The 24,623-nt window shown below is 32.4% G+C and carries 21 protein-coding genes and 1 pseudogene; 12 read left to right on the forward strand and 10 right to left on the reverse strand.

The features are described from left to right. Nucleotides 1–25 precede the first annotated feature (25 nt). From fadH to CD035_RS09510, 3 genes are all read right to left on the reverse strand, one after another. Complete coding sequence (gene fadH / locus CD035_RS09500) at nt 26–790, reverse strand: 2,4-dienoyl-CoA reductase (protein ID WP_048540465.1); 765 nt, start codon at nt 788–790, stop codon at nt 26–28. A gap of 186 nt (nt 791–976) precedes the next feature. Further along, nucleotides 977–2,317: a hypothetical protein gene (locus CD035_RS14245; RefSeq protein WP_053076871.1), complete on the reverse strand. Its 1,341-nt coding sequence runs from the start codon at nt 2,315–2,317 to the stop codon at nt 977–979. Between the two features lie 545 nt (nt 2,318–2,862). Continuing rightward, nucleotides 2,863–4,686 (reverse strand): APC family permease, encoded by a 1,824-nt coding sequence (locus tag CD035_RS09510; RefSeq protein WP_048540573.1) that lies wholly within the window; start codon nt 4,684–4,686, stop codon nt 2,863–2,865. Nucleotides 4,687–4,977: 291 nt separating this feature from the next. On the opposite strand from CD035_RS09510, the gene mecA1 reads away from it, so the two are divergent. Then, nucleotides 4,978–6,978 carry a PBP2a family beta-lactam-resistant peptidoglycan transpeptidase MecA1 gene (mecA1, locus tag CD035_RS09515; protein WP_048540464.1) on the forward strand — a complete coding sequence of 667 codons (2,001 nt, stop codon included), beginning with the start codon at nt 4,978–4,980 and terminating at the stop codon, nt 6,976–6,978. 48 nt (nt 6,979–7,026) lie between these two features. On the opposite strand, the gene CD035_RS09520 is transcribed toward mecA1, so the two are convergent. Continuing rightward, the gene (locus CD035_RS09520) at nt 7,027–7,212 is read right to left on the reverse strand and encodes a hypothetical protein (RefSeq protein ID WP_025907530.1); all 186 of its coding nucleotides are present in this window, start codon (nt 7,210–7,212) and stop codon (nt 7,027–7,029) included. A 196-nt stretch (nt 7,213–7,408) separates the two neighbouring features. On the opposite strand from CD035_RS09520, the gene CD035_RS09525 reads away from it, so the two are divergent. From CD035_RS09525 to CD035_RS09550, 6 genes are all read left to right on the forward strand, one after another. Then, nucleotides 7,409–7,846 carry a MarR family transcriptional regulator gene (locus CD035_RS09525; RefSeq protein ID WP_048540463.1) on the forward strand — a complete coding sequence of 146 codons (438 nt, stop codon included), beginning with the start codon at nt 7,409–7,411 and terminating at the stop codon, nt 7,844–7,846. 20 nt (nt 7,847–7,866) lie between these two features. Continuing rightward, nucleotides 7,867–9,210 (forward strand): dihydrolipoyl dehydrogenase family protein, encoded by a 1,344-nt coding sequence (locus CD035_RS09530; protein ID WP_048540462.1) that lies wholly within the window; start codon nt 7,867–7,869, stop codon nt 9,208–9,210. 182 nt (nt 9,211–9,392) lie between these two features. Further along, entirely contained in the window at nt 9,393–10,244 is an 852-nt protein-coding gene (locus CD035_RS09535; RefSeq protein ID WP_048540461.1) for an SAM hydrolase/SAM-dependent halogenase family protein, read from the forward strand. An 18-nt stretch (nt 10,245–10,262) separates the two neighbouring features. Next, nucleotides 10,263–10,817 (forward strand): ECF-type riboflavin transporter substrate-binding protein, encoded by a 555-nt coding sequence (locus CD035_RS09540; RefSeq protein WP_048540460.1) that lies wholly within the window; start codon nt 10,263–10,265, stop codon nt 10,815–10,817. 7 nt (nt 10,818–10,824) lie between these two features. Next, a complete protein-coding gene (locus tag CD035_RS09545) occupies nt 10,825–12,537 on the forward strand; it encodes an ABC transporter ATP-binding protein (RefSeq protein WP_048540459.1) in 1,713 nt (570 codons plus the stop codon). Next, nucleotides 12,534–13,367 (forward strand): energy-coupling factor transporter transmembrane component T family protein, encoded by an 834-nt coding sequence (locus tag CD035_RS09550; protein WP_048540458.1) that lies wholly within the window; start codon nt 12,534–12,536, stop codon nt 13,365–13,367. Before CD035_RS09545 ends, CD035_RS09550 begins: the two co-directional genes overlap by 4 nt. 80 nt (nt 13,368–13,447) lie before the next feature. Here the strand turns inward: CD035_RS09550 and CD035_RS09555 are convergent, their stop codons facing one another. The 3 genes from CD035_RS09555 to CD035_RS09565 form a co-directional block, all read right to left on the reverse strand. Next, nucleotides 13,448–14,146 carry a hypothetical protein gene (locus tag CD035_RS09555; protein WP_048540457.1) on the reverse strand — a complete coding sequence of 233 codons (699 nt, stop codon included), beginning with the start codon at nt 14,144–14,146 and terminating at the stop codon, nt 13,448–13,450. Nucleotides 14,147–14,160: 14 nt separating this feature from the next. Then, nucleotides 14,161–14,757, reverse strand: a complete 597-nt coding sequence (locus CD035_RS09560) for a DUF4004 family protein (protein WP_048540456.1) — start codon at nt 14,755–14,757, stop codon at nt 14,161–14,163. 123 nt (nt 14,758–14,880) lie between these two features. Further along, nucleotides 14,881–15,624 carry a glycerophosphoryl diester phosphodiesterase gene (locus CD035_RS09565; RefSeq protein ID WP_048540455.1) on the reverse strand — a complete coding sequence of 248 codons (744 nt, stop codon included), beginning with the start codon at nt 15,622–15,624 and terminating at the stop codon, nt 14,881–14,883. Nucleotides 15,625–15,787: 163 nt separating this feature from the next. Between CD035_RS09565 and CD035_RS09570 the strand changes: the two genes are divergently transcribed. After that, nucleotides 15,788–17,185, forward strand: a complete 1,398-nt coding sequence (locus CD035_RS09570; protein ID WP_048540454.1) for an MFS transporter — start codon at nt 15,788–15,790, stop codon at nt 17,183–17,185. Between the two features lie 52 nt (nt 17,186–17,237). Here the strand turns inward: CD035_RS09570 and CD035_RS09575 are convergent, their stop codons facing one another. After that, complete coding sequence (locus CD035_RS09575; RefSeq protein ID WP_048540453.1) at nt 17,238–18,407, reverse strand: hydroxymethylglutaryl-CoA synthase; 1,170 nt, start codon at nt 18,405–18,407, stop codon at nt 17,238–17,240. A 102-nt stretch (nt 18,408–18,509) separates the two neighbouring features. On the opposite strand from CD035_RS09575, the gene CD035_RS09580 reads away from it, so the two are divergent. From CD035_RS09580 to brnQ, 3 genes are all read left to right on the forward strand, one after another. Then, nucleotides 18,510–19,667, forward strand: a complete 1,158-nt coding sequence (locus tag CD035_RS09580) for a thiolase family protein (protein WP_048540452.1) — start codon at nt 18,510–18,512, stop codon at nt 19,665–19,667. Beyond that, a complete protein-coding gene (locus tag CD035_RS09585) occupies nt 19,667–20,944 on the forward strand; it encodes a hydroxymethylglutaryl-CoA reductase, degradative (protein WP_048540451.1) in 1,278 nt (425 codons plus the stop codon). Before CD035_RS09580 ends, CD035_RS09585 begins: the two co-directional genes overlap by 1 nt. A gap of 233 nt (nt 20,945–21,177) precedes the next feature. Beyond that, on the forward strand, nt 21,178–22,536 hold the full coding sequence (gene brnQ / locus CD035_RS09590) for a branched-chain amino acid transport system II carrier protein (RefSeq protein ID WP_048540450.1): 1,359 nt from the start codon (nt 21,178–21,180) through the stop codon (nt 22,534–22,536). A gap of 58 nt (nt 22,537–22,594) precedes the next feature. On the opposite strand, the gene CD035_RS09595 is transcribed toward brnQ, so the two are convergent. Together CD035_RS09595 and CD035_RS14165 are read right to left on the reverse strand one after the other, a co-directional pair. Next, nucleotides 22,595–23,635 (reverse strand): acyltransferase family protein, encoded by a 1,041-nt coding sequence (locus CD035_RS09595; RefSeq protein WP_048540449.1) that lies wholly within the window; start codon nt 23,633–23,635, stop codon nt 22,595–22,597. Beyond that, nucleotides 23,628–23,750: pseudogene (locus CD035_RS14165) on the reverse strand (intercellular adhesin biosynthesis polysaccharide N-deacetylase); the annotation flags it as partial. The pseudogene CD035_RS14165 and the gene CD035_RS09595, both read right to left, overlap by 8 nt. A 103-nt stretch (nt 23,751–23,853) precedes the next feature. On the opposite strand from CD035_RS14165, the gene CD035_RS09600 reads away from it, so the two are divergent. Beyond that, a complete protein-coding gene (locus CD035_RS09600) occupies nt 23,854–24,414 on the forward strand; it encodes a TetR/AcrR family transcriptional regulator (RefSeq protein WP_048540448.1) in 561 nt (186 codons plus the stop codon). The last annotated feature ends 209 nt before the right edge of the window (nt 24,415–24,623 follow it).

Genomic DNA, 24,623 nt, shown 5'->3' on the forward strand with positions numbered 1-24,623 from the left:
AATCGAGGTGAAAGGTTATTTAATATTAAAATGGATTTCGATTTAACCACTGACCACCATCCATTGTGATACAATCGCCATTGATATAAGCCGCTTCATCTGAGAATAAAAATCTTGCTAATCCTGCAATTTCTTCAGGTTGGCCCATTCTACCTACAGGAACACTATCTAACGTTTGTTGTCTGGCATCTTCAGATAACGTTAACTTCTTAGCACCACCTGTATTATCAATCGGTCCAGGTGCAATGGCATTAACTGTAATACCGTATTTACTTCCCCATTCAACTGCTAATGTTCTCGTCATAGCAAGCACACCTGCTTTGGCACTTGCTGAATGTATAACTCCTGCACCAGCTGTCCATGAATATGTTGCTACAATATTCAATATACGACCTTTATGACCACTCTTAATCCATTCTTTACCTACTGCTTGCGAACAATAAAAAGTCCCATTTAATACAATATCAATAACTGAATTCCAACCGTTATAAGATAAATCTTCAGCTGCACAAATGAAATTTCCTGCTGCATTATTGACTAATCCGTCTATTTTACCAAATGTTTTAATCGTTTCATCTACTGTATACTGAACACGTTCTGGATCACGTACGTCCATATCAATACATAATACTTGTCCTTCTTCTTGTTCTATATCCTTTTTCGCTTCTTCAAGTCTTTCAAGTGAGCGTCCAGTTATGACAACTTTTGCACCATCTGCAGCAAATCTCGTTGCCATCGCTTTACCCATACCACTGCTACCGCCCGTTACAATGATCACTTTATCCTTCATATATATATTCTCCTCATATTTACTATATTAAAATACTTGCATTTAGTAATCGCTTACATATAGTGTACAATAAGTTGCAATAAAGGACAATTAAACAGAAGTTACACATTACATAAAGCTTTAAAAAATATTTATTAGTATAATAAAAAGACCTTTGAACGTTACGCTCAAAGGTCTTTCAATATATTAATATCCTGATCCGACTTCTTCTCCATCTTCATCATACTCAGTCACTTTGCCGTCATCATCTATAATATACGAACCTGCTAAATTGCCATCTTTATCTTCAAATGAGAAGCCCCATTTACCTTCTTCTGTCTTCTCAGGCTCTTTAAACGTATATTTATCTGTATCTAACGTTTCACCTTCATACGATTCTACTTTATCAATAACATTCTCTCGTGTTACTTTTTCAGAATTACTATCATCATCTGAATCAGCACCATCATCTATAGAAGACGTGCCATCAAACATTTTCACAGTTCTTGCTATTTGTTCGTCAGACGCATCATAAAGCTTAATGACTTTCGGATTGTTTAAAATCTTTTCAGACTCTTTTTGAGAGTAATCATCATCTTCTAACCATCTTTCATCATGAAAATGTGAAGGCACATTATAAATAGAAATCGTACCATCTCCATTATTTTTATACACAACATGTCCAGCAGCAGTAGGAGAACCTGCTAAACGATACACACCTTTAGGATATTTCACCGTATTAGCTTTGTTGTATGGATTTAAATACTCACCCTCAAGATTATTAAATTCAAGCTCTGCATTCATTTCACTTTCATCCATATTTCGATAACTCGGTAAAGCCGTTAACCATACCTTTGCATAGTATTCATCACTATTTACATTCTCGTTAGAAGTCTTATTATCATCTGAATCATCATTAGAAGGTAATGGATCTACATACTCAATCTTACTTGCTACATTAGAAACTTTGCGATTATCTTTATATTTCTTATATAAATCAGCAATGTTCAAACGATCTACTGTTCCATCATCTATTACATCATTAAAATCTTGAACAGCACTTTGAGTTTTAATATATACAACTTCATCCTTATTTACACCGACTATTGTCGCATAGCTACCTTTAGTAGCATTCAAACTATAGAACTTCATACCATTTGGTTTGTTTTTCATCTTATTTAGTTCCGGACTTTCAGCAAGTTCTAACGTATCAATATTACGTTCTTTCTTCTCACCAGCTCCAAAAGTTTGCGTATATTTTCCAGATAATAATTCATCACCTGTTACAATATCATCTTCAACACTAGGATCTAACATAGCCATCGCAATACTCTGTTGTTCAGTGATATTCGATTCATCTTTAATGCCACTTTCATTACTATTATCCTCATTGTTTGATGAATCATTAGACTGATTATCTTGTGATTCACCCTTTTGAGCATTTTCAGATGACTTGCTATTATTTGAATCTCCACCAATACTAAAACTACAACCACTTAATGCCACTACAGACATAAGTACAAAGCCAGAGAACAGCTGCTTCTTCAAAAGAATCACCCCTTATAAATTTATAATATATTCGCTAAATAATTTTAAATAAGTTATATACATGTTCTTTACTATTGTAACAAATACAATGTAAATTGAAATGTATTCAAAGATATTTCACTGATGCTTTTAATATAAAAGTATCACATCATCTCACTTCAACTCTTTCACCCTTTAATATTCTTTTATTCCAAACTATTCAATTTCCTTCACATTCCCTAAGTGATGGATTTTTGTGCATATTTGTACGTTGTTTTTTAACTCATTGGCAGTTATGTATGATTTTTGGCTTTATAGGGAATTTTTAACATAAATGGGTTAAGTTTATTTATACTTAATGTATCTTAAAAGGAAAGAGGTTTTGCAAATGGATATCGCTGGTGTTATTACAAGCATTATTGATTTAATCAAGACTTGTATCCAAACTTTCGGTTAATTACAGTTTTATTGCATTAAAAAGAAAAAGGCAGAGGAAATATTCAATCTTTTGATTGTTTCCTCTGCTTTTTTAAATATATAGTTGTAAAATACAAATTATTTTAAGTTTAATGTTTTAATTTATAAGGTATCGTTGATATGACGATATTCTTTCTATAGAATAAATGGACTTTTAACATAAAGCTTGTTTGATTGTGTAATAAATTATGCCATCTTCTATTTGTAATAAATTGCGGTATGATGACAGTTATTAAATATTCTTCTGCTGCTTTATGATTAATTTTATCTATAAAACGCGTGATAGGTTTAATGACGTCTCTGTACTCTGAATGCAATATGACAAGTCGTATATCTGGGTACAATGACTTCCATTTCGCTTGTAATTTCTTCTCATTTGTTTCACCTACTGCTACGTGTACAACGATGATATCATCAGATGTTAATTTTGCATATGCGATAGATTTATCTACTGCATTTGTGATACCGCTTATTGGAATAATGGCTAAGTTCTTACTTTTTGTTGTAGTGCTTTTGTGTGATTCTGAAACGTGTAATTCTTTCGCGATATTTATATAGTGTTTATGAATTCGAACAAACATCAATACGACAATCGGTAAAAAGATTAAGATTGGCCACACGTGTGGCATTTTTGTTATGAGTAAAATCATAAATATTGTAAATGTTATAACAGTACCTAATGTATTGATTGCTAATTTCTTTTTCCAATGTTTCGGTTTTTCTTTGATCCATTTTATCATCATACCGAGTTGTGCTAACGTAAACGGAATGAACACCCCCACTGCATAAAGTGGAACTAAGTTTTCAGTTTTGCCGTTAAAGCCTATTATTAAAAATATTGCTAAAACACCTAATATAATAATAGAGTTCGAATAACCTAATCTATCACCACGAACTGTAAACATATGTGGCATGTACTTATCTTTAGCCATATTTGCTGCGAGTAGTGGAAATGCTGTAAATCCAGTATTAGCCGCTAATATCAGAATGAGTACTGTTGCACCTTGAATAAAGTAGAATATCACACTCTCTCCAAAGACTTGTTTCGCAAGTTGAGATAATACAGTCGTTTCTCTTTGTGGCATAATGCCATAGAAATAAGTTAAATAGACCATACCTACAAGCATAAATCCTAAAATACTTCCCATTGCGATTAAAGTCTTAACAGCATTTTTGGCTGCGGGATCTTTGAAACTTTTAACTGAGTTCGATATCGCTTCAACACCTGTTAAAGATGATGCACCAGATGAAAATGCTTTTAGTAATAGAAAGAACGTTACACCCGGTACTGAGCTACCGACAACGGATATTGTTTGTGGTTCAGCTTGGCCAGTTGCTACTTTCCATACACCTACGACGATCAGCATAATCAAACCAAATATAAATAAATATACGGGATACGACAACACCGTTGCAGATTCTGTTAAACCTCTTAAGTTCAAAATTAATATCAAAATTACTAAAATACATGCTATTAAAATTCGTTTTTCATATAAAGATGGAAATGCGGCTACAAATGCATCAGTACCTGATGAAATACTAACAGCGACTGTTAATATATAGTCTACAAGTAACGACCCACCTGCTAATAGCGACCATTTTTCTCCTAAGTTATGTTTTGAAACGGTATAAGCACCACCACCATGAGGATAAGCGTAAATAACTTGTCTATATGACAGCACTAATGTGATTAACAAAATCAATATAAATGCCGTAATCGGTAGTGTATACCAAGCTGCTATAGCACCTAACACAGAGAGCACAATTAGTATCTGCTCTGGTCCGTATGCTACAGAGGACAATGCATCTGATGAAAGTATGGCTAACGCTTTTGTATTACTAATCTTTTCATTTTGTAACTCTTTGTTTTTCTTTGGTTTACCTATTAGTAATCTTTTAGCTTGAGAAAATATCATGTCTAATCTCCTAATCATATTTAATAAATTGAATAAAACGTTAACGATTGATGACATCAAAAGCATATATATATTTATACGCTCATCACATTTAAAAGTATATATAAGCAACCATCTTTTAAGTGTATTTTTTCTATTTATTAATAAAATAACTCTTAATTAAAGTGTATAATTACCCCATTAATTAACTTTCATAATAAGGGTAAATTGATTATTTATGTTATATTTGTATTCACAACTTGAATAACTAAAACACTCATTCTTAGTCCTAATTCTGGGAGGATTCTTATGAAAAAATTAATCATCGCCATCGTGATTGTAATCATCGCTGTTGGTTCAGGCGTATTCTTTTATGCATCTAAAGATAAGAAAATAAACGAAACAATTGATGCCATTGAAGATAAAAACGTTAAGCAAGTCTTTAAAAATAGTACTTACCAATCTAAAAACGATAATGGTGAAGTAGAAATGACAGACCGCCCTATTAAGATTTATGACAGTCTCGGCGTCAAAGATATCAACATTAAAGATCGTGATATCAAAAAGGTTTCGAAAAACAAAAAACAAGTCACAGCAAAGTATGAACTTCAAACGAATTACGGCAAAATTAATCGTGACGTTAAATTAAACTTTATTAAAGAAGATAAAGATTGGAAATTGGATTGGAATCAAAATGCCATTATTCCAGGCATGAAGAAAAATCAATCCATCAATATTGAACCATTGAAATCAGAACGAGGTAAGATTTTAGACAGGAACAATGTAGAGTTAGCCACTACAGGAACAACACATGAAGTTGGTATTGTTCCTAATAATGTTTCCACAAGTGATTACAAAGCAATCGCTGAAAAGTTAGACCTTTCAGAATCGTATATTAAACAGCAAACAGAACAGGATTGGGTTAAAGATGATACATTCGTCCCTCTCAAGACTGTTCAAGATATGAATCAAGATTTAAAGAATTTTGTTGAAAAGTATCATCTCACATCACAGGAAACAGAAAGTCGACAGTATCCGCTTGAAGAAGCAACAACGCACTTACTTGGATATGTTGGCCCTATTAATTCAGAAGAATTGAAGCAAAAAGCATTTAAAGGTTATAAAAAGGATGCCATCGTTGGTAAAAAAGGTATCGAAAAACTATACGATAAAGACCTTCAAAATAAAGACGGATACCGTGTCACAATAATTGATGATAATAATAAAGTTATTGATACATTAATAGAGAAAAAGAAAATAGACGGCAAAGATATTAAATTAACCATTGATGCTAGAGTCCAAAAAAGTATTTATAACAACATGAAAGATGACTACGGTTCGGGGACTGCTATTCATCCACAAACTGGTGAACTCTTAGCACTTGTCAGCACGCCATCTTATGATGTTTATCCATTTATGAATGGAATGAGCGATGAAGATTATAAGAAATTAACTGAAGATGATAAAGAGCCACTCCTTAATAAGTTCCAAATTACGACATCACCAGGTTCGACTCAAAAAATATTAACAGCCATGATTGGCTTAAACAATAAGACATTAGACGGCAAAACAAGTTATAAAATTAATGGAAAAGGTTGGCAAAAAGATAAATCTTGGGGTGACTACAACGTTACAAGATACGAAGTTGTGAATGCCGATATCGACTTAAAACAAGCTATTGAATCATCAGATAATATCTTCTTTGCGAGAGTTGCACTTGAATTAGGCAGCAAAAAATTCGAAGAAGGAATGAAACGCCTTGGTGTTGGTGAAGATATCCCGAGTGATTATCCATTCTACAATGCACAAATTTCAAATAAGAACTTAGATAATGAAATATTGTTAGCTGACTCAGGTTATGGCCAAGGTGAAATATTAATCAATCCTGTTCAAATTCTTTCAATATACAGCGCATTAGAGAACAAAGGTAATGTGAATGCACCACATGTACTCAAAGATACGAAAAATAAAGTCTGGAAGAAGAACATCATTTCCCAGGAAAATATTAAATTGTTAACAGACGGTATGCAACAAGTCGTGAACAAAACACATAGAGAAGATATTTATAGATCATATGCCAACTTAGTTGGTAAATCAGGTACAGCTGAACTCAAGATGAAACAAGGTGAGACAGGACAACAAATAGGTTGGTTCATTTCATATGATAAAGATAATCCAAATATAATGATGGCTATTAATGTGAAAGATGTACAAGATAAAGGCATGGCAAGTTACAATGCCAAAATATCTGGAAAAGTGTATGACGATTTATATGATAACGGTAAGAAAACGTATCGTATTGATAAATAAACAAACAGAGCAACATCCGCGTTTGGATGCTGCTCTGTTTTTATGTCTTTAAAAAATATTCATAACAATTCTAGAAATATATAGCAACGCAATGATTAAACTGCATAGAAATACCATGCTCATATATTTTTTCTTTTTAGGCTTTGCTGCTTCAATTTCGTCTTTATTCTCTAGATATTCTAGCAATTCTTTCTCTATTTCCTCGTTAATATCTTTGTCATGATTTTCACTCACAACCATCCCTCCACGACTACATGTTCATCTTTAAATTTATATTATTACAATTTCTGTAAAAGGACAATCTTTACTTTGTATTAATTACAAGTTATCAATTCTAGTACCTTTTTTCAATTTGTGAGCACCACATTTGATTAGTCGCGCACGATAGTTTAATATATAATCAATCGCACACGATAGAAAGGAGTATTTTATGGATTACAATATGAAACTAGCCAATCAAGTATGTTTCTCAGCATATAATGTAAGTCGATTATTTGCCCAATTTTATGAAAAAGAGCTTAAGTCATTTGGTTTAACTTACTCACAATATTTAGTCTTACTTTCATTATGGGAGGAAAATCCTCAAACATTACATTCAATTGGTCATAAATTGGACCTTTCAAGCAACACGCTTACCCCACTACTTAAAAGATTAGAACAATCAGGATGGGTCACTCGACAAAAATCAGACCAAGACAAAAGACAATTAATTGTTTCGTTAACTCAAAAAGGGAAAGATCAAAAGCAACCTATTTACGATGCTATCTCTAGATGTGTATCAGAAGATATGAATTTAGACTTATACAAACAAACGAAAGACATTATGGATCAATTAGAAGCAACTTTAAGAAAGCAATTAAATAAATAACATATAAAAGGTGATAAACTATGAAAAAATTTGATGTTGTATTTATAGGAAGTGGACATGCTGCATGGCACGCTGCGTTAACGTTAAAACATGCAGGCAAATCTGTAGCCATTATAGAAAAAGACACGATAGCTGGTACATGTACAAATTACGGTTGTAATGCCAAAATCTTACTTGAAGGACCTTATGAAGTATTAGAAGAAGCTAGTCATTATCCTCAAATTATTGAATCTGATCAATTACACGTAAACTGGAAGAACTTGATGCAATATAAGAAAGCTGTCATAAATCCCCTTTCCAATACGCTTAAATCTATGTTTGAACAACAAGGTATTGAAGTTATAATGGGTGCCGGTAAATTAGTAGATGCTCATACGGTTGATGTTGAAGGTACGCCTATTCAAGCTGAAAACATCGTCATTGCAACAGGACAACATAGTAATAAATTAGATATAGAAGGTAGCGCATTAACACATGATAGTCGTGACTTCTTATCTTTAGATAAAATGCCAAATAGCATCACATTTATTGGTGCTGGTATTATTAGTATCGAATTCGCTTCAATCGCAATTAAATCAGGTGCTGAAGTTCATGTCATCCACCATACAGATAAACCATTAGATGGATTTAATGAAAAGCACATCGCGAAATTAATTCATAAACTTGAATCAGAAGGCGTACAATTCCATTTAAATGAAAATGTTCAATCTGTACAACAAACTGGTAGCAGTTATCACGTAACAACAGAATCAGGACTTAGCGTTGATACTGACTATGTTCTAGATGCTACTGGACGTAAACCAAATGTACAAAATATAGGACTAGACGAATTAGGCATCGAATATAGTGAAAAAGGTATTCAAGTTGATGATTATTTAAGAACAAACATACACAACATATATGCAAGCGGAGATGTATTAGATAAAACAATCCCTAAATTAACACCAACAGCAACATTTGAATCTAACTACATCGCGACTCATATATTAGGTATCAATCCAAACCCAATTCAATATCCAGCAATACCATCAGTATTATACTCATTACCAAGACTTTCACAAATAGGTGTTACAGTTAAAGATGCAGAGCAAAGCGAAGCATATACAATAAAAGACATTCCATTCGGTAAACAAATGGTGTTTGAATATAAAAACGAAACAGAAGCGGAAATGACAATTATATTAAACGCAGACAAACAACTCGTAGGCGCAGAAATTTACGCAGACGATGCAGCAAACTTAATTAACCTACTCACATTTATCGTTAACCAAAAACTAACAGCCAAAGACCTCAACCAACTCATCTTTGCATTCCCAGGATCATCAAGCGGCGTGCTAGATTTATTAAAAGTAGCAATGATGTAGGATATATTGCCACCACTTTTCTAACAACGAAAAGTGGTGGTTTTTTATATAGTAAAAAGCTGATAAACTAAAAGCCTTTAAAACATAGTAAATTTCTCAACTTTGTATTGACATTTAGTGGTATTGCGCGTAATGTTTTTATATAATTCTGAATATTTAAAAAGAAAATCGGGAGGATTATTATGGGAAATTTTTTAGTATTACAATCTGATTTTGGATTGGAGGATGGTGCAGTAAGTGCTATGTATGGTGTTGCTCATACAGTAAGCAATGATATTGAAATTAGTGACTTAACGCACAATATCCCACCATATGATATATGGGTAGCATCATATCGTTTATATCAAACTGTTAAATATTGGCCAAAAGGCACGGTGTTTGTTTCAGTGGTAGATCCGGGAGTTGGAAGTGATAGAAGAAGTATTGCATGCTTAACTAAATCTGGACATTATATTATTACACCAGATAACGGGTCATTAAGTCATATTCAATATTACGAAGGTATTGAAAAAGTAATCGCAATTGATGAAGTTAAAAGCCGCTTACCTCACTCTGAGGAAAGTCATACATTTCACGGGAGAGATGTATATGCTTATAATGGCGCAAGACTCGCTTCAAAACAAATTACTTTCAATGAACTTGGGCACCCTATTGAACTTGATTCCATTAAACAATTAGAAATTATTGAAGCTAAAAACGAAAATAATATTTTAAGTGGTAGTATTGATGTATTAGATATAAGATTTGGTTCTTTATGGACAAATATTCCTTTAGACTATCTAAAAGAAGCAAATTATTCACACGGAGATCAAATTATGGTGTCTATTTTCCACAATGAGAATAAAGTGTATCAAAATATTATTAAATTTGTACGTTCATTTGCTGATGTAAATATCGGAGAACCACTTGTCTATGTTAATTCACTTGTTAACATCGGTATTGCCGTTAACCAAGATTCATTTTCAAAACTATATCATATCGGAACAGGTAAAGAATGGACAATCCAATTATCGAAAGTATCATTCAATTTATAATGAAAGGAAGAATATATCATGAATAAACAAGGTATATCTGTTAAAACTATCGTAGCAATAGGTATTGGTGCAGCAGTTTTTGTTATTTTAGGTAGGTTTGTTGTAATTCCAACTGGCTTCCCAAACACTAACTTAGAAACATCTTATGCATTTTTAGCTTTAATTTCTGTTATATTTGGTCCATTTGCTGGATTTATGATTGGACTTATTGGTCACGCAGTTAAAGACTTCACGACTTATGGTAGTGCTTGGTGGAGTTGGGTAATATGTTCAGGAATTATTGGTTTTTATTACGGATGGATTGGGCAAAAAATTAATTTAGCTACTGGTCAATTTAGTAAAAAAGGCATTTTATATTTTATAGTTGCTATTATTATTGGAAATATCGTATGTTGGGGTTTAATCGCACCAATTTTAGATATTTTAATCTATAGTGAACCGGCTAATAAAGTATTTACTCAAGGTATCATTTCTACAATATTAAATATTGTATCAGTAGGAATTATTGGTACACTACTTATAAAAGCTTATGCATCAACTCAAGTACAAAAAGGCAGCTTGAGAAAGGATTAGATTAACAATGGCTAAACCGATTATTACCTTTAAAAATGTTAATTTCAAATATTATAGCCAATCAGAACCAACACTTCACAATATAAATATTAATATTTATCCTGGCGAAAAAGTGCTCATAGTTGGTGCTTCAGGTAGTGGTAAATCGACTTTTGTAAACTGTATAAATGGACTCATTCCCTTTAAGTATGAAGGTGATTTAACTGGTCAAATTACTATTAATGGACAAGACGCTAAAGAAGGTACTTTTCATGAACGTTCAAATATAGTAGGAACGGTTCTTCAAGATACAGATGGTCAGTTTATTGGATTAACAGCTGCTGAAGATATGGCGTTTATGTTAGAAAACAATAATGTTCATAAAGAAAACATGCATAAAGATGTCCACCACTGGTCTAAAGTTGTCAATATTGTGGAACATTTAAATAAACGTCCACAAGATTTGTCAGGTGGTCAAAAACAACGTGTTTCATTAGGTGGCGTACTCATACATCAGCCTCCTATTTTAGTACTTGATGAACCTCTAGCAAATCTAGATCCTCATTCTGGCTACCAAACAATGAAACTTTTAGAAGAGTTACATCAATATACAGATTCAACTATGATTATGGTAGAACACCGCTTAGAAGAAGCACTTGATGACACTTTTGATCGCGTCATCTTATTTAAAGATGGAGAGATTTATGCAGATTTAACACCTAATGAGCTATTACGTAGCAACTATTTAAATGAATGTGGTATTAGAGAACCTTTATACGCATCAGCTGTGAAATACACTCAAATACCTATTCAAGAAAAAATAAATTTCGCTAATGTTAATGAAGTATCCACAAATAGTGAAATTAAACATGCTATCAAAAATTGGCAATCTGAACAAATTGTCCCTCAAAATCAATACAATCAATATAAACCTTTATTAACTTTAGAGGATATTAATTATCAATATAATCGCACGAGTGGAAAAATATTAAATCATATAAATCTCAATATATATCCTGGAGAAATGTTAAGTATTGTGGGACATAACGGAGCAGGCAAATCTACATTAGCAAAAGCAATTTGTGGGTTTATACATACTAAAGGAAAAATGTTTTGGAACAACGAATCATTCCATAAACTTTCAATCAGCGAACGTTCTGAACATGTTGGTTATGTCATGCAAAATCCAAATCATATGATATCAGAAAAGATGATTTTTGATGAGGTTGCTTTAGGTTTAAAACTCCGAAACATAGATGAGGCTGAGATTAAAACACGCGTTTTTAATATTTTAAAAACATGTGGTTTATACTCTTTCAGAAATTGGCCAATTTCTGCATTGAGTTATGGACAGAAAAAACGTGTAACAATCGCATCTATACTTGTACTAAATCCAGAAATCATCATTTTAGACGAACCAACAGCAGGACAAGATTATTATCATTACACGGAAATGATGACTTTCTTAAAATCCTTAAACGAGGATGGACAAACAATTATCATGATAACGCATGATATGCATTTACTGGCTGAATATACAGAACGCACTATTGTTATTTCTGACGGCAAGATAATTGCTGACACTACTCCAATAAAAGTATTAGCAGATCAAAAGCTATGTGAGCAAGCGGCTCTGAGACAAACATCATTATATAAACTTGCGCAACGTGCTCAAATTACATCTCCTCAAAATTTCGTGAGAACATTCATAGAATTTGATAAAGAGGTGAGAAAATCATGAATGAGTTTAATACACTAGGCTATCATCCAGGAAATAGCCCTATACATTATATAAACGCAACAGCAAAACTCATTTTCTTTTTATTACTATCAATTTCTGCAATGATGACTTATGATACACGTTATTTGATTATAGTAAGTATTTGTTCTCTGATTCTTTTTAAAGTTTCTCAACTTAAATGGTATCAAGTTAGTTTTGTTGTTAAATTTATCGCTTTTTTCACAGTAATCAATGTTATCGCCGTTTACTTATTTGACCCTGAATACGGCGTCCGCCTTTATGGTGTTAGAACAGAATTATGGTCAGGTGTTGGAAGATTTACTTTAACAACTCAAGAATTATTTTATTTGTTTAATCTATTATTAAAATATGTATGTACCATTCCTTTAACACTTGTATTTTTATTAACAACAAACCCTAGCCACTTTGCAGCAAGCTTAAATCGTATAGGTGTTAATTATAAAATCAGTTATGCCGTAGCATTAACATTAAGATACATTCCTGATATCCAAGAAACATATCTAGAAATATCACAAGCACAACAAGCAAGAGGCTATGAAATGTCTAAAAAAGCAAGTATCATTAAACGTCTTAAAGGCGTATCACAAATTGTAATGCCTCTAATATTTTCAAGTATTGAACGCATTGATACTGTCAGTACAGCAATGGAACTTAGACAGTTTGGTAAACATAAAAAAAGAACATGGTATGTAAGCGAACCATATCAATTCAAAGATTATATGACCATTGTTATTGTAATATGCTTTGTCGCAGTAGCGATTGCATTATTCTTTATCAATGGCAGTAGGTTTTATAATCCATGGCATTAATAAAACAGAGGTAAGACTACCGTCACTAATACGGAAGACTTACCTCTGTTTTTGTTTTGAAAAACCTAGTGTTTAGTAGTTTATATTTTTATAGTCTCTCCTATTTTTGCTTTTGGTGAAACTGTTAATTCTCCACTATATTCTACTTTATCCACTACAACATTATCTTTAATGACAATGTCTCCTCCTCTTACTACTTTTGCTTTGACGTAGTTTATATCGATTTTATCTCCTTCGATTAAATTACTTTCTAAAAATTTACCTGATCTAAATAAATTTAATGGTGATTTTGGATTACCTATGCTTATTGTGTTACCACCGATTTCTTTTATATAGGAGTGATCATAAACTTTGATTTCTATGTCATCAGCATTTAATAAACCTAAAATTTTAACAACTCCTGACGTATAGAAATTTTCTACTTCACATTCCTTATCCACTGATAATTTACCGGTTATATTAAGGTCTCCTCCAACCAAATTACCTAAAATGGTTACAAAACCGGATATATCGAAATTTTGAAACCTTAAGTCTTCTTCTACTTCTATCTTTCCTGAACATGAAATATCATCTATTTCTACTAGTTTATCTGCATTAAATTTGCCACTTAAAATCATTTCTTTCGCATTAAATTCACCGTGCGCGAACCCTTTACCTGATATATTTACAACATTGGCTTTAACGTCTTTAAGAATCTTAATCATACCTTTAATATTAATCTCGTTATAAGTGCCACCTTCGATTGTGTTTTTCCCAGTTATTTCGATTGATTGTACCATTTATTCTCCTCCTCTTATTTAAATAATGTCTCTATATGTGTGCTGTAAATTGTCTTTACATTGTCTTCTAACATAATTTGTGAATTTTTCTCTACTATGAAATAAAATGCTAACCCTAATTTACGATTAATATATAGCTCTGCATTAAATTTTAACGTCCCTCTATTGATTAAGAACTCTCTCAGTTCTATCAGTTCACTTAAAGATAATATATTCTGATTCATCACATCATTTAATATGACACCTGCATATACCGCTTCATCTTCAGGATATGAATTAAGCAAATCTTCCCCAATTTCTTGTTTAAAATAATCAGACCATTTCTGTATAAGACTTTCATTATTGATTTTCTTTTCATCTTTTGGTGTATCATCTTTATTTAAAATTTCTGCGAGTTCATCTAGTGAATACGTATTTTTATATTTTTGAATATCACTAATTCTTTTCAATATTTTTTCTCTCGGAAAAAACGACTCTTGTCCTGTATAAGTCGACTTCCTTATAAACCAATCATCAGGTATAAGTTCCTTTCGTTTCCACCTATATAACTGTCCGTAAGTAATACCACATTCTACTAATAATTCTTTTTTACTAATTAATTGTATGTCCATGATATCCTCCTTTTTATATAATATAACATAACACTGTTACGTTATCAAATGTAATAAAGCTACGATTTAAAATTTTACATAAAAAAACTACCCTATAATTTATAAAGGATAGTCTTGTCTCTGCTATTCAGACAAATGCACCATTTTATCTGCGCTATCTGTAAATATCCCATCAACGCCCCAGTTTGCTAATTGGTTTGCGCGTGCTGGTTTGTTTACGGTCCAAACGTTTAATTCATAACCCGCTTCTTTGACCATTCTTACTTTTGCTTTTGTGAGTTTGGCATCTTCTGTATTCACTATCTTCGCATTGCAATAATCTAACAATGTTCTCCAGTCTTCTTTGAATGATGTCGTATGGAAGATGACTGCTCTTTTATATTCTGGCATGATTTCTTCTGCTAGTTTAACGAGTACGAGGTTAAAGCTTGATATGAGTACTTCTTGATTTTGATTTAAGTTTGCTAATTTTTCTTTAACTTGCTTTACCATACTTTTAGATAGAGCGAGTCCATTCGCGCCAGTGACGCCTTTCAACTCTACATTTAAGTTCATGTTATATTCATTTGCTATTTCTATCACATCATCGAATGTTGGTAAGCGTTCATCTTTAAATTTCGCACCATACCATGATCCTGCTGATGCTTCTTTTAATTCTTCATAGTTTAATGCTGTTATTTCCCCGGACATACTTGTTGTACGGTCTAAATAGTCATCATGAATGATGATTAATTGTTCATCTTTTGTAATGGCAACATCTAACTCTAGCCATTTTACACATTCTATTTCTGAAGCTGCTTTAAAAGATGCTATTGTATTTTCTGGAGCTTTACTTGGTAATCCTCTATGTCCATATATTGTTAGCATATTACCTCTCCTTGCGCTTTTTATTTTTAAATTGTTAATTTTTTGATTCTTAGGGTATATATTTACAACAAACATCCGTAGAATCAGCATACCTGTATTATCACATTATTGGTCTGTTTATTGCCAACAAAATGTGTATAGATTTTTTAAGGAGGGTATGGTTATGGCTAGTGAAACAATTACAATACATACGAAACAGGATATTATCGATTATGTGAACGAACGTAAGACGACAAAGCGTACGTCACTATTATTAATTATCGTATTAGGCACAATATTTTTAGATGCTTATGATTTAACAATTTTAGGTACAGCGACTGATCAACTTACTCAAGAATTCAAACTTTCTCCGACTTACTTATCATTCATTATGACAGCAATGCCATTCGGTGCATTATTTGGTGCTGCAATTGGTGGATTTTACGCCGATAAATTAGGTCGTAAATTAATTCTATCTGTCTCATTGATTTCTTTAATCATTGGGGCAATTGGGGCTGCGTTATCACCTGCACCAGCTATTTTATTATGTTTCAGATTATTGATGGGATTTGCAATTGGTATGGATAGCCCAGTTGCTTTTACTTTTATAGCAGAAATCAGTAATAAAAAAGATAAAGGCCGTAACGTAAACTATTGGCAAGTCGTTTGGTATATCGCCGTTGTATCTTCGGCTCTTATCGTTATTTTGTTATATTCTCTTGGTACCGGTGCTTGGTTATGGCGTTATTCCGTAGCACTCGGCGCAGTGTTCGCAACGATTATACTCGTTTTAAGATTATTTTATTTAAGCGAAAGCCCATCATGGTCAATGAAAAATAAAACCTTAACAGAAGCGAGTAAAGAACTCGAGAAGAACTACAACATCAATGTGAATATCGAACCTAATAAAGGTGAAGATGAATCATTTAGTAAAACAGAAGTTAAAAATCCTTTACGTACATTGTTTAATAAACGCTATCGTAAAAGAACAATATTAGCGACTTCCATTGCAACATTACAAGGTATGCAGTACTATGCAATCGGTCTATATATTCCTTTAATCGCAATTTATATAATCGGAGAAAACAAAATCGAATCCTTATCAGGTACTGCAATCATTAATATCGCGGGTATCATTGGTGGTTTAACTGGTGCATTACTCACAACAAAATACGGCGCACGTAAATTAACAATTGCTGGGTTTAGCATTGTAGGGACAGCCATGATTATTATAGGTTTATTTTATGGACATACCTATACTTGGTTGATTGCGTTAATGGTGGCATTCTTCCTATTTGGACATTCAGGTGGACCAGGAACTCAAGGTAAAGCAATTGCCGCCCTTTCATACCCTACAATTCTACGAGGTAAAGGAACAGGCTTTGTAGAATCCGTGAGTAGATTCGGTAGTATGTTTGGTACATTTATTTTTCCAATTATATTAGCTAACTTAGGATTAAATAAGACAATGCTGCTATTAGCATTAGTGCCTATAGTTGGGCTAATCATTACTACTTATATTAAATGGGAACCAGTCGGTAAAGATGTCGAACACGAAGATCAATATATTGAAAAAGTTTAATACAAAAAGCAAAAGCCTAGGACGTCTTAAGTGATGTCCTAGGCTTCATTTATTACTCTTCTGTTTTATATGTTCTAATGTGATCTGCGATACTGTGTAAGTATACTTTTGAATATGGATCTTGTCTGAGTTCACGTTCGAAGTCAAATTCTTGATTATCAAATCTATTAAAGAATGTTTCGTATTCTTCTACAGATAATTGTTCTCTTGATGCAAGCATGTCTAAGTGTTTTTCTTTATCTAGCGCTTTATCATAACCATCTACGATTGAACCACTAAATATTTCAGCTACTGCACCTGAACCATAACTAAATAGACATACTTCTTGTCCTGCTTGGAATGTATGGTTTTGTAATAAAGAAATTAAACTTAAATACAATGAACCTGTATAAATATTTCCTACGTCTCTATTCCATAGTACAGAATCTTGATATGCATCCATTAATCTGTTTTTAATTGAATCTTCTACGTTTTCGTTTAAAATAGTCTTGAAGGCTTTTTCGCCCATTTTAGTAAATGGAACGTGGAAACAGAATGATTCAAAATCATTTACTTCATGACCTGTACGTTTAGCGTATTCATTCCAAACTGTGTTGAATGATTCAATGTATGCATCTTTTGATAAAGCACCATCTACGACAGGATATTTTTCAGATGTTGGTCTCCAGAAATCATATACATTATTTGTATATGCAACGCTATCGTCATTTAATTCTAAAATTCTAGGATTATGACTCAATAGTATAGCGACTGCTCCTGCACCTTGTGTAGGTTCTCCACCTGAATTTAATCCGTAACGTGCGATATCAGATGCGATTACAAGTACTTTTTTACTCGGATTGTTAGATAAGAAGTCTTTAGCAAGTTGGATAGCTGCTGTAGCTGAGTAACACGCTTCTTTCATTTCAATACAACGTGCAAATGGTTGAATATTTAATTGGTTATGAATCTCTATTGATGCTGCTTTAGAGTGGTCGATTCCCGATTCAGTCGCTACAATCACCATGTCGATATCTTTTTTATCTTGTTCAGATAAAATATCTTGAGCTGCGTTAATACCCATTGATATAATATCTTGGCTTACTGGATTAACGGCCATTTTATTTTGACCGATACCTATTTTAAATTTATTTGGATCTACTCCACGAGCATTTGCCAAATCGTCCATACTTACATAAAAACTTGGGATGTAAAAATCTAATTTATCAATACCTATTGCCATAATAATTTCCTCTCAATATGTTATTTTATATATTGAATGATATCAAACTACATTAAATATTGACAATTATTAATAAATAAATTTTTAAGGAGAACATAAAATATGAATAAAGTTGTAATCGTAAGTGCTCAAAGAACACCTGTAGGAAAATTCAGAGGAAGGTTGAGTAACTACTCTGCAGTAGAATTAGGAACTGCTGCTTTAAAATCTGCAATTAATAAAATCCAACTAGATCCTAAAGATATCGAAAATGTTATTTTCGGTAACGTTGTTCAAGCTGGTACGGGACAAAATGCTGCTCGACAAATTGCTGTAAATGCCGGTTTACCATATGAAACACCTGGTATGACTGTAAACGAAGTTTGTGGATCAGGACTTAAATCTATCATTTTAGGCAAACAACTTATTCAACTTGGAGAAGCAAATGTTGTTGCTGTAGGCGGCATCGAAAGTATGACGAACACACCAGACCTTATTCTTAAAAAAGGCGACGCACCTGTTAAAAGTTTCATGCATGATGGTTTAACTGACGTCTTTCATAATATGGCGATGGGCTTAACTGCAGAAGCAATTGCAACTAAATATGAAGTTACCCGTGAAGAACAAGATACGTTTGCATTAAATTCACATTTAAAATCTGATAAAGCAACAAAAGCTGGTAAATTCAATGAAGAAATTGTTACATTAGAAGATGTTAATGGTGAAACAATAACTTCAGATGAATTAATCAGACCTGAAAGTACAATAGAAGATCTTGCAACATTAAAGACAATTTTCAAAGAAGACGGTACAGTTACTGCGGGTAACGCTTCAGCTTTAAGCGACGGTGGTTCTGCTTTAATTTTAATGAGTGAATCATACGCGAAAGAACACGGCTACACAATCTTAGCAACTGTCGGACAACACGCTGAAATCGGCTGTGATCCATTATATATGGGTTATGCACCATTCTATGCCGTAGAGTCACTATTAAACAAGACTGGAAAAACAATTCAAGATATCGATTTAGTTGAGATGACAGAAGCATTCTCAGCACAAAGCATTCCTGTTAAAAAAAACCTTAACATTCCAGATGAGAAATTTAACATTTATGGTGGCGCGATTGCTTTAGGTCACCCACTAGGATCAACAGGCTCAAGATTGGTTACAACACTTGCACATGCCTTAAAACAAGAAGATAAGCAAACGGGTATTGCAACTGCATGTATCGGTGGTGGCTTAGGTATAGCATTAATGATAGAAAAAGGAGTAGGACTTTAATGAAACCTTTAACGAAAGACTTCAGACATTTATCACGACCTGAGAAAATCAAACAATTAAAAGATCATGGTTGGATTAAAGAAGAATCTGAGCAAATATTACTTAACAATTCAGAAATAGATAAAGAACTTTTAGAGAATTTAATCGAAAATGTCATTGGTCAAGGTACGCTACCAGTAGGTGTCTTACCTGAAATTATAGTAGAAGATAAAGCGTACGCTGTACCTATGATGGTTGAAGAGCCATCAGTTGTTGCAGCAGCAAGTTTCGGTTCTAAACTTTTCAACAAATCTGGTGGTCTTAAAGTCGTTCAAAGTGACAATATTAAATTAGGTCAAATCGTATTTGATAATGTTACAGATACTGCTCAACTATCTAAAGATATTTTAAATTTAGAATCAGATATCCGCCAAGTAGCCGATCAAGTCTACCCTTCTATCCTTAAAAGAGGTGGCGGTTACCGCAAAATCGAAACGGATGAATTTCCTGAAGAAGGTATGCTTTCTTTAAAAGTTCATATCGATACACGTGATGCAATGGGTGCTAATATTATCAATACCATTCTTGAAGGAATTGCGCACTATTTAGAAACTCAATTAAGCGATACAAACATACTAATGAGTATTCTTTCAAACTATTCAACAACATCTGTTATTCGCATTGAAGGTAAAATCGCCATTTCAGACTTAGAAAAAGGTGAAGTAAGCGGTGCAGAAGTCGCACACCGTATGGAACGAGCATCTGTATTAGCTCACATCGACCCATACAGAGCAGTCACACATAACAAAGGTGTTATGAACGGGATTAGCTCAGTCGTATTAGCTTCAGGAAACGATACGAGAAGCGTTGAAGCAGGTGCGCATGCTTATGCAAGTAAAGACGGACAATATAGAAGTTTAACAACTTGGAAATATGATAGTGATAACCAATTTTTAGTAGGTACAATAGAATTACCATTAACACTCGGCATTATTGGCGGAAGCATAGACCTCTTACCAATATCTAAAGTTACATTAGACTTACTAGATGTTAAAACAGCACAAGAATTAGCACACATTGTAGCTGCAGTCGGACTCGCACAGAACTTTTCAGCATGTCGTGCACTCGTATCAGAAGGTATACAGCAAGGTCATATGAACCTCCACTATAAATCCTTAGCAATTAAAATCGGTGCAAAAGGTAGTGAAATCCAACTTATAACAGAAGCACTTAAAAGTATGGATAAGCCAAACCTAGAAGCTGCACAAGGATTACTTTATGAGATGAGAAATAATTAGAAATTTGGTGCGCTAACGATCTTGTTTCACTTTCTTGAACGTTAAAATTTCTAACGATCTTGTTTTCGTTTCTTGATCGATAGCACCACAATAAAAGTATAAAAGAGCCTAGAACAACAATGTATATCGTTGTTCTAGGCTCTTTTTATGTATATCCTCAATATCAATTTGACATCTTCTTACAAAACACATTAAGATAGTGAAGTTGATTAAAAAAATAGGAGAAATTTATCATCATGAAAAATAAACTTACTTTTAAAGAAAATATATATATCGGATCATTACTTTTTGGCTTGTTTTTTGGAGCGGGAAATTTAATCTTCCCTATTCATTTAGGTCAATTGGCAGGATCGAATGTTTTAACGGCCAATATTGGTTTCTTAATTACTGCGATTGGTTTACCATTCTTAGGAATTATCGCAATTGGTATTTCTAAGACGAATGGTATTTTTGAAGTAACGACACGTGTAAATCGCAAATATGCTTATATATTCACGATTTTACTTTATCTTGTAATTGGTCCTTTTTATGCTTTACCTAGGCTTGCAACGACATCGTTTGAAATTGCATTTACACCGTTTATTTCAGATTCATCTGTCACATTATATTTATCGATATTTAGTATTTTATTCTTCTTAGTTGCTTGGTTTTTCTCAAAAAAACCTTCAAAAATTCTAGAATATATCGGTAAATTTTTAAATCCTGTATTTTTAGTCCTTTTAGGCTTATTGATTTTATTAGCGTTTATTAATCCAATTGGACAAGTATCAAATGCTGATATTAGTCCTGATTATGAAAACAGCGCGTTATTAAAAGGTTTCATTGATGGTTATAATACGCTAGATGCTTTAGCTGCACTTGCATTCGGTATTATTATCGTATCAACTATTAAAAAGTTAGGTATTACAAACCCAAATCATATTGCGAAAGAAACATTCAAATCTGGTACGATTAGCATTATTTTAATGGGTATTATTTATAGTTTATTAGCATTTATGGGTACGATGAGTTTAGGTCATTTTAAAGCGAGTGAAAATGGTGGCATAGCTTTAGCTCAAATCGCACGATATTATTTAGGTGATTACGGCATCATATTACTATCACTCATCATTATCGTAGCTTGCTTAAAGACTGCTATTGGCCTAATCACAGCCTTTTCAGAAACATTCACAGAACTATTTCCAAAGCAAAACTATTTAATGTTTGCAACAGTTGTAAGTATTATTTCATGTATCTTTGCTAATGTTGGTTTAACAAAAATTATTGAATACTCTACACCAGTATTAATGTTTTTATATCCTTTAGCGATTACAATTATTTTGCTAACGTTATTCAGTTCATTCTTTAATCATTCAAAAATCGTTTATCAATTTACGACATATTTTACAATAATCGCTTCATTTGTTGATGGTATTAAAGCAAGTCCTGAATTCATCGCAAATACAGGTTTTGCACATGCAGTTATCACTTTTGGCGAAAAATTCTTACCATTCTTTACGATTGGAATGGGTTGGGTTTTACCAGCCTTTGTCGGATTTATCATCGGCTTCATCGTATATCAATTTAAGAAATCATCATACAAAACAACATAATTCAGACAAAAGCAAGTTACCTCGACTATGAGATAACTTGCTTTTTTTATATAGATATTTATTTGTTATAAGGTTGTCGTCCCATTACGAATTTAAAAATTTGAAATTCTTTTAATAAAATACCAATCCCTAGGCAACTTCCCACAATAAACAATAAAGATATTGGAATAAAGATTAATGTTTGTTCTTCAAATATACTTGTATATTGGAACATATATTCCAGTATAATAGGATGTAATAAATAAACGAAAAATGAATATTGACTAATCAACTCAACAGAACTAAACATAAATTCATCAAACTGTGTGCTAAAGTTAATTATAATTAAAAATGCAAAAGTGATATATAATAAAATACGATAATCCATGCTACTAACCATCCAATAATCATGTTCTCCTACAAATACAAAGGCTACGTATGCAGCAATTGTTAAAAATACGATTAAAGCGATGTATTTCGTTACGAAAGCTTTAATAGCTTGATAATTATGACCTACGTAAGAACCTAAAAAGTAATAAAACAGCCAACCAATTATGAATGTTTCAGGACTAAATGGATAATACTGACTTATAAATTCTCTAACAGGTTCAACATTTTGGTAACTATACAAATAGATTGTATTAATTATGAACGAAATGATAAGACTCCATTTTGAAAAAAGTATTTTAGCATTTATTCGATAGATGATCCAATTTAACAAGAAGAACTGAATAATGATTACAATAAAGTAGCCATACCAATTACCTTGAATAACATTCTCTGTGTATTGCGTTAAGAATGAATCATTTAATTTAAGTGATTCAGAATAACTATAGAAAGCACCCATAATTAAGTAAGGTAATAATATATATTTTAGACGTGTTCTTAAATAGCCTGTTTTTAATTTATCATTATAATTTAGTGTCGTTAATAGTTGAGACAATATAATAAATGAAGGTGTCCCGATAATTAAGATCATTCTGATCCAATATAAGACTTGTAATTGCAGATCATCAGGTTCATTTGTGTTTGTAAACTCGGTAAAAACATGTGTTAGTACAATTAATAAACATAAAAATGTTCTTAAATATATAAATTCAATATATCTTCCTTTACTCATGATTAAATCCTTCCCATTTCTTAACAAGCTTGTTAAAAGCGTCATCACTTACCATAACTCTTGGAATGTAAAAATTATCGCTATCTGGAACAACTGCTTTTTCTTCCAAAGAAAAAGGCAATGCGTAATTTATTGTGTTAAATGTAAACGTTTTTACGAGTGATTTTTTGTGCTATTTCCTGTATAGTTATTCATATGTAGCAAAGGAGGCAAATGAAGTGAATAATACATCTGAGAAACTCATTCATATAAGTATGAGAACCTTTTCTGAAATGGGCTATTATGGAACATCACTAAATAATATTGCCAATGAACTAGGAATAAAAAAGGCAAGTTTATATAACTACTTTAAAAGCAAAGATGAATTGTATGAACAATGTATTGAAAATTGTATGTCAGTAGGACTAAGTATTATTGAAGGAATCGATTCTCAGCCTCTGAATGTATATGATGAGCTTTCTTCTTTTTTCTATAATTATATTTACGATTCAGATTACTTAGTAAAATTTTATGTCCAGTTATCATTTGCACCTTCAAACTTTACATCTAATATTGAACATTATAATCATAAGTTATCTACTACTCTAACGTATAAATTAGAAAAGATTCATGCACATCATAAACTTAAATTAGATAAGAGTGACTTTGTATTATTAGTTAGGATGTTTATTAATGGGTGGCTTTATCGTAGAGCATACACTCAATCAGAGAAAACACAAAATGAAGTTAAAAACGAATTCAATCATCACGCAAATTTGCTATTAAGTAAAATTAAATAAAGTAGAACATTATCGTAGTTTACAATTCAACTGATAAAACATTAAAACTCTAGTGCTTGAATGATAAAGACAAAATAACATCTCATTGCTTACTGAATTATTAAGTAGAATGAGATGTTATTTTTTAAAACTATATTTTTGATTTAAAAATAATTTATCAAAGTGAATATAAAGAATAAAAACTTAAATTAATTACAATTTTTGTTAGA

Origin of the sequence: Mammaliicoccus sciuri (genome assembly GCF_002901825.1) — a bacterium.
GTDB lineage: Bacteria > Bacillota > Bacilli > Staphylococcales > Staphylococcaceae > Mammaliicoccus > Mammaliicoccus sciuri.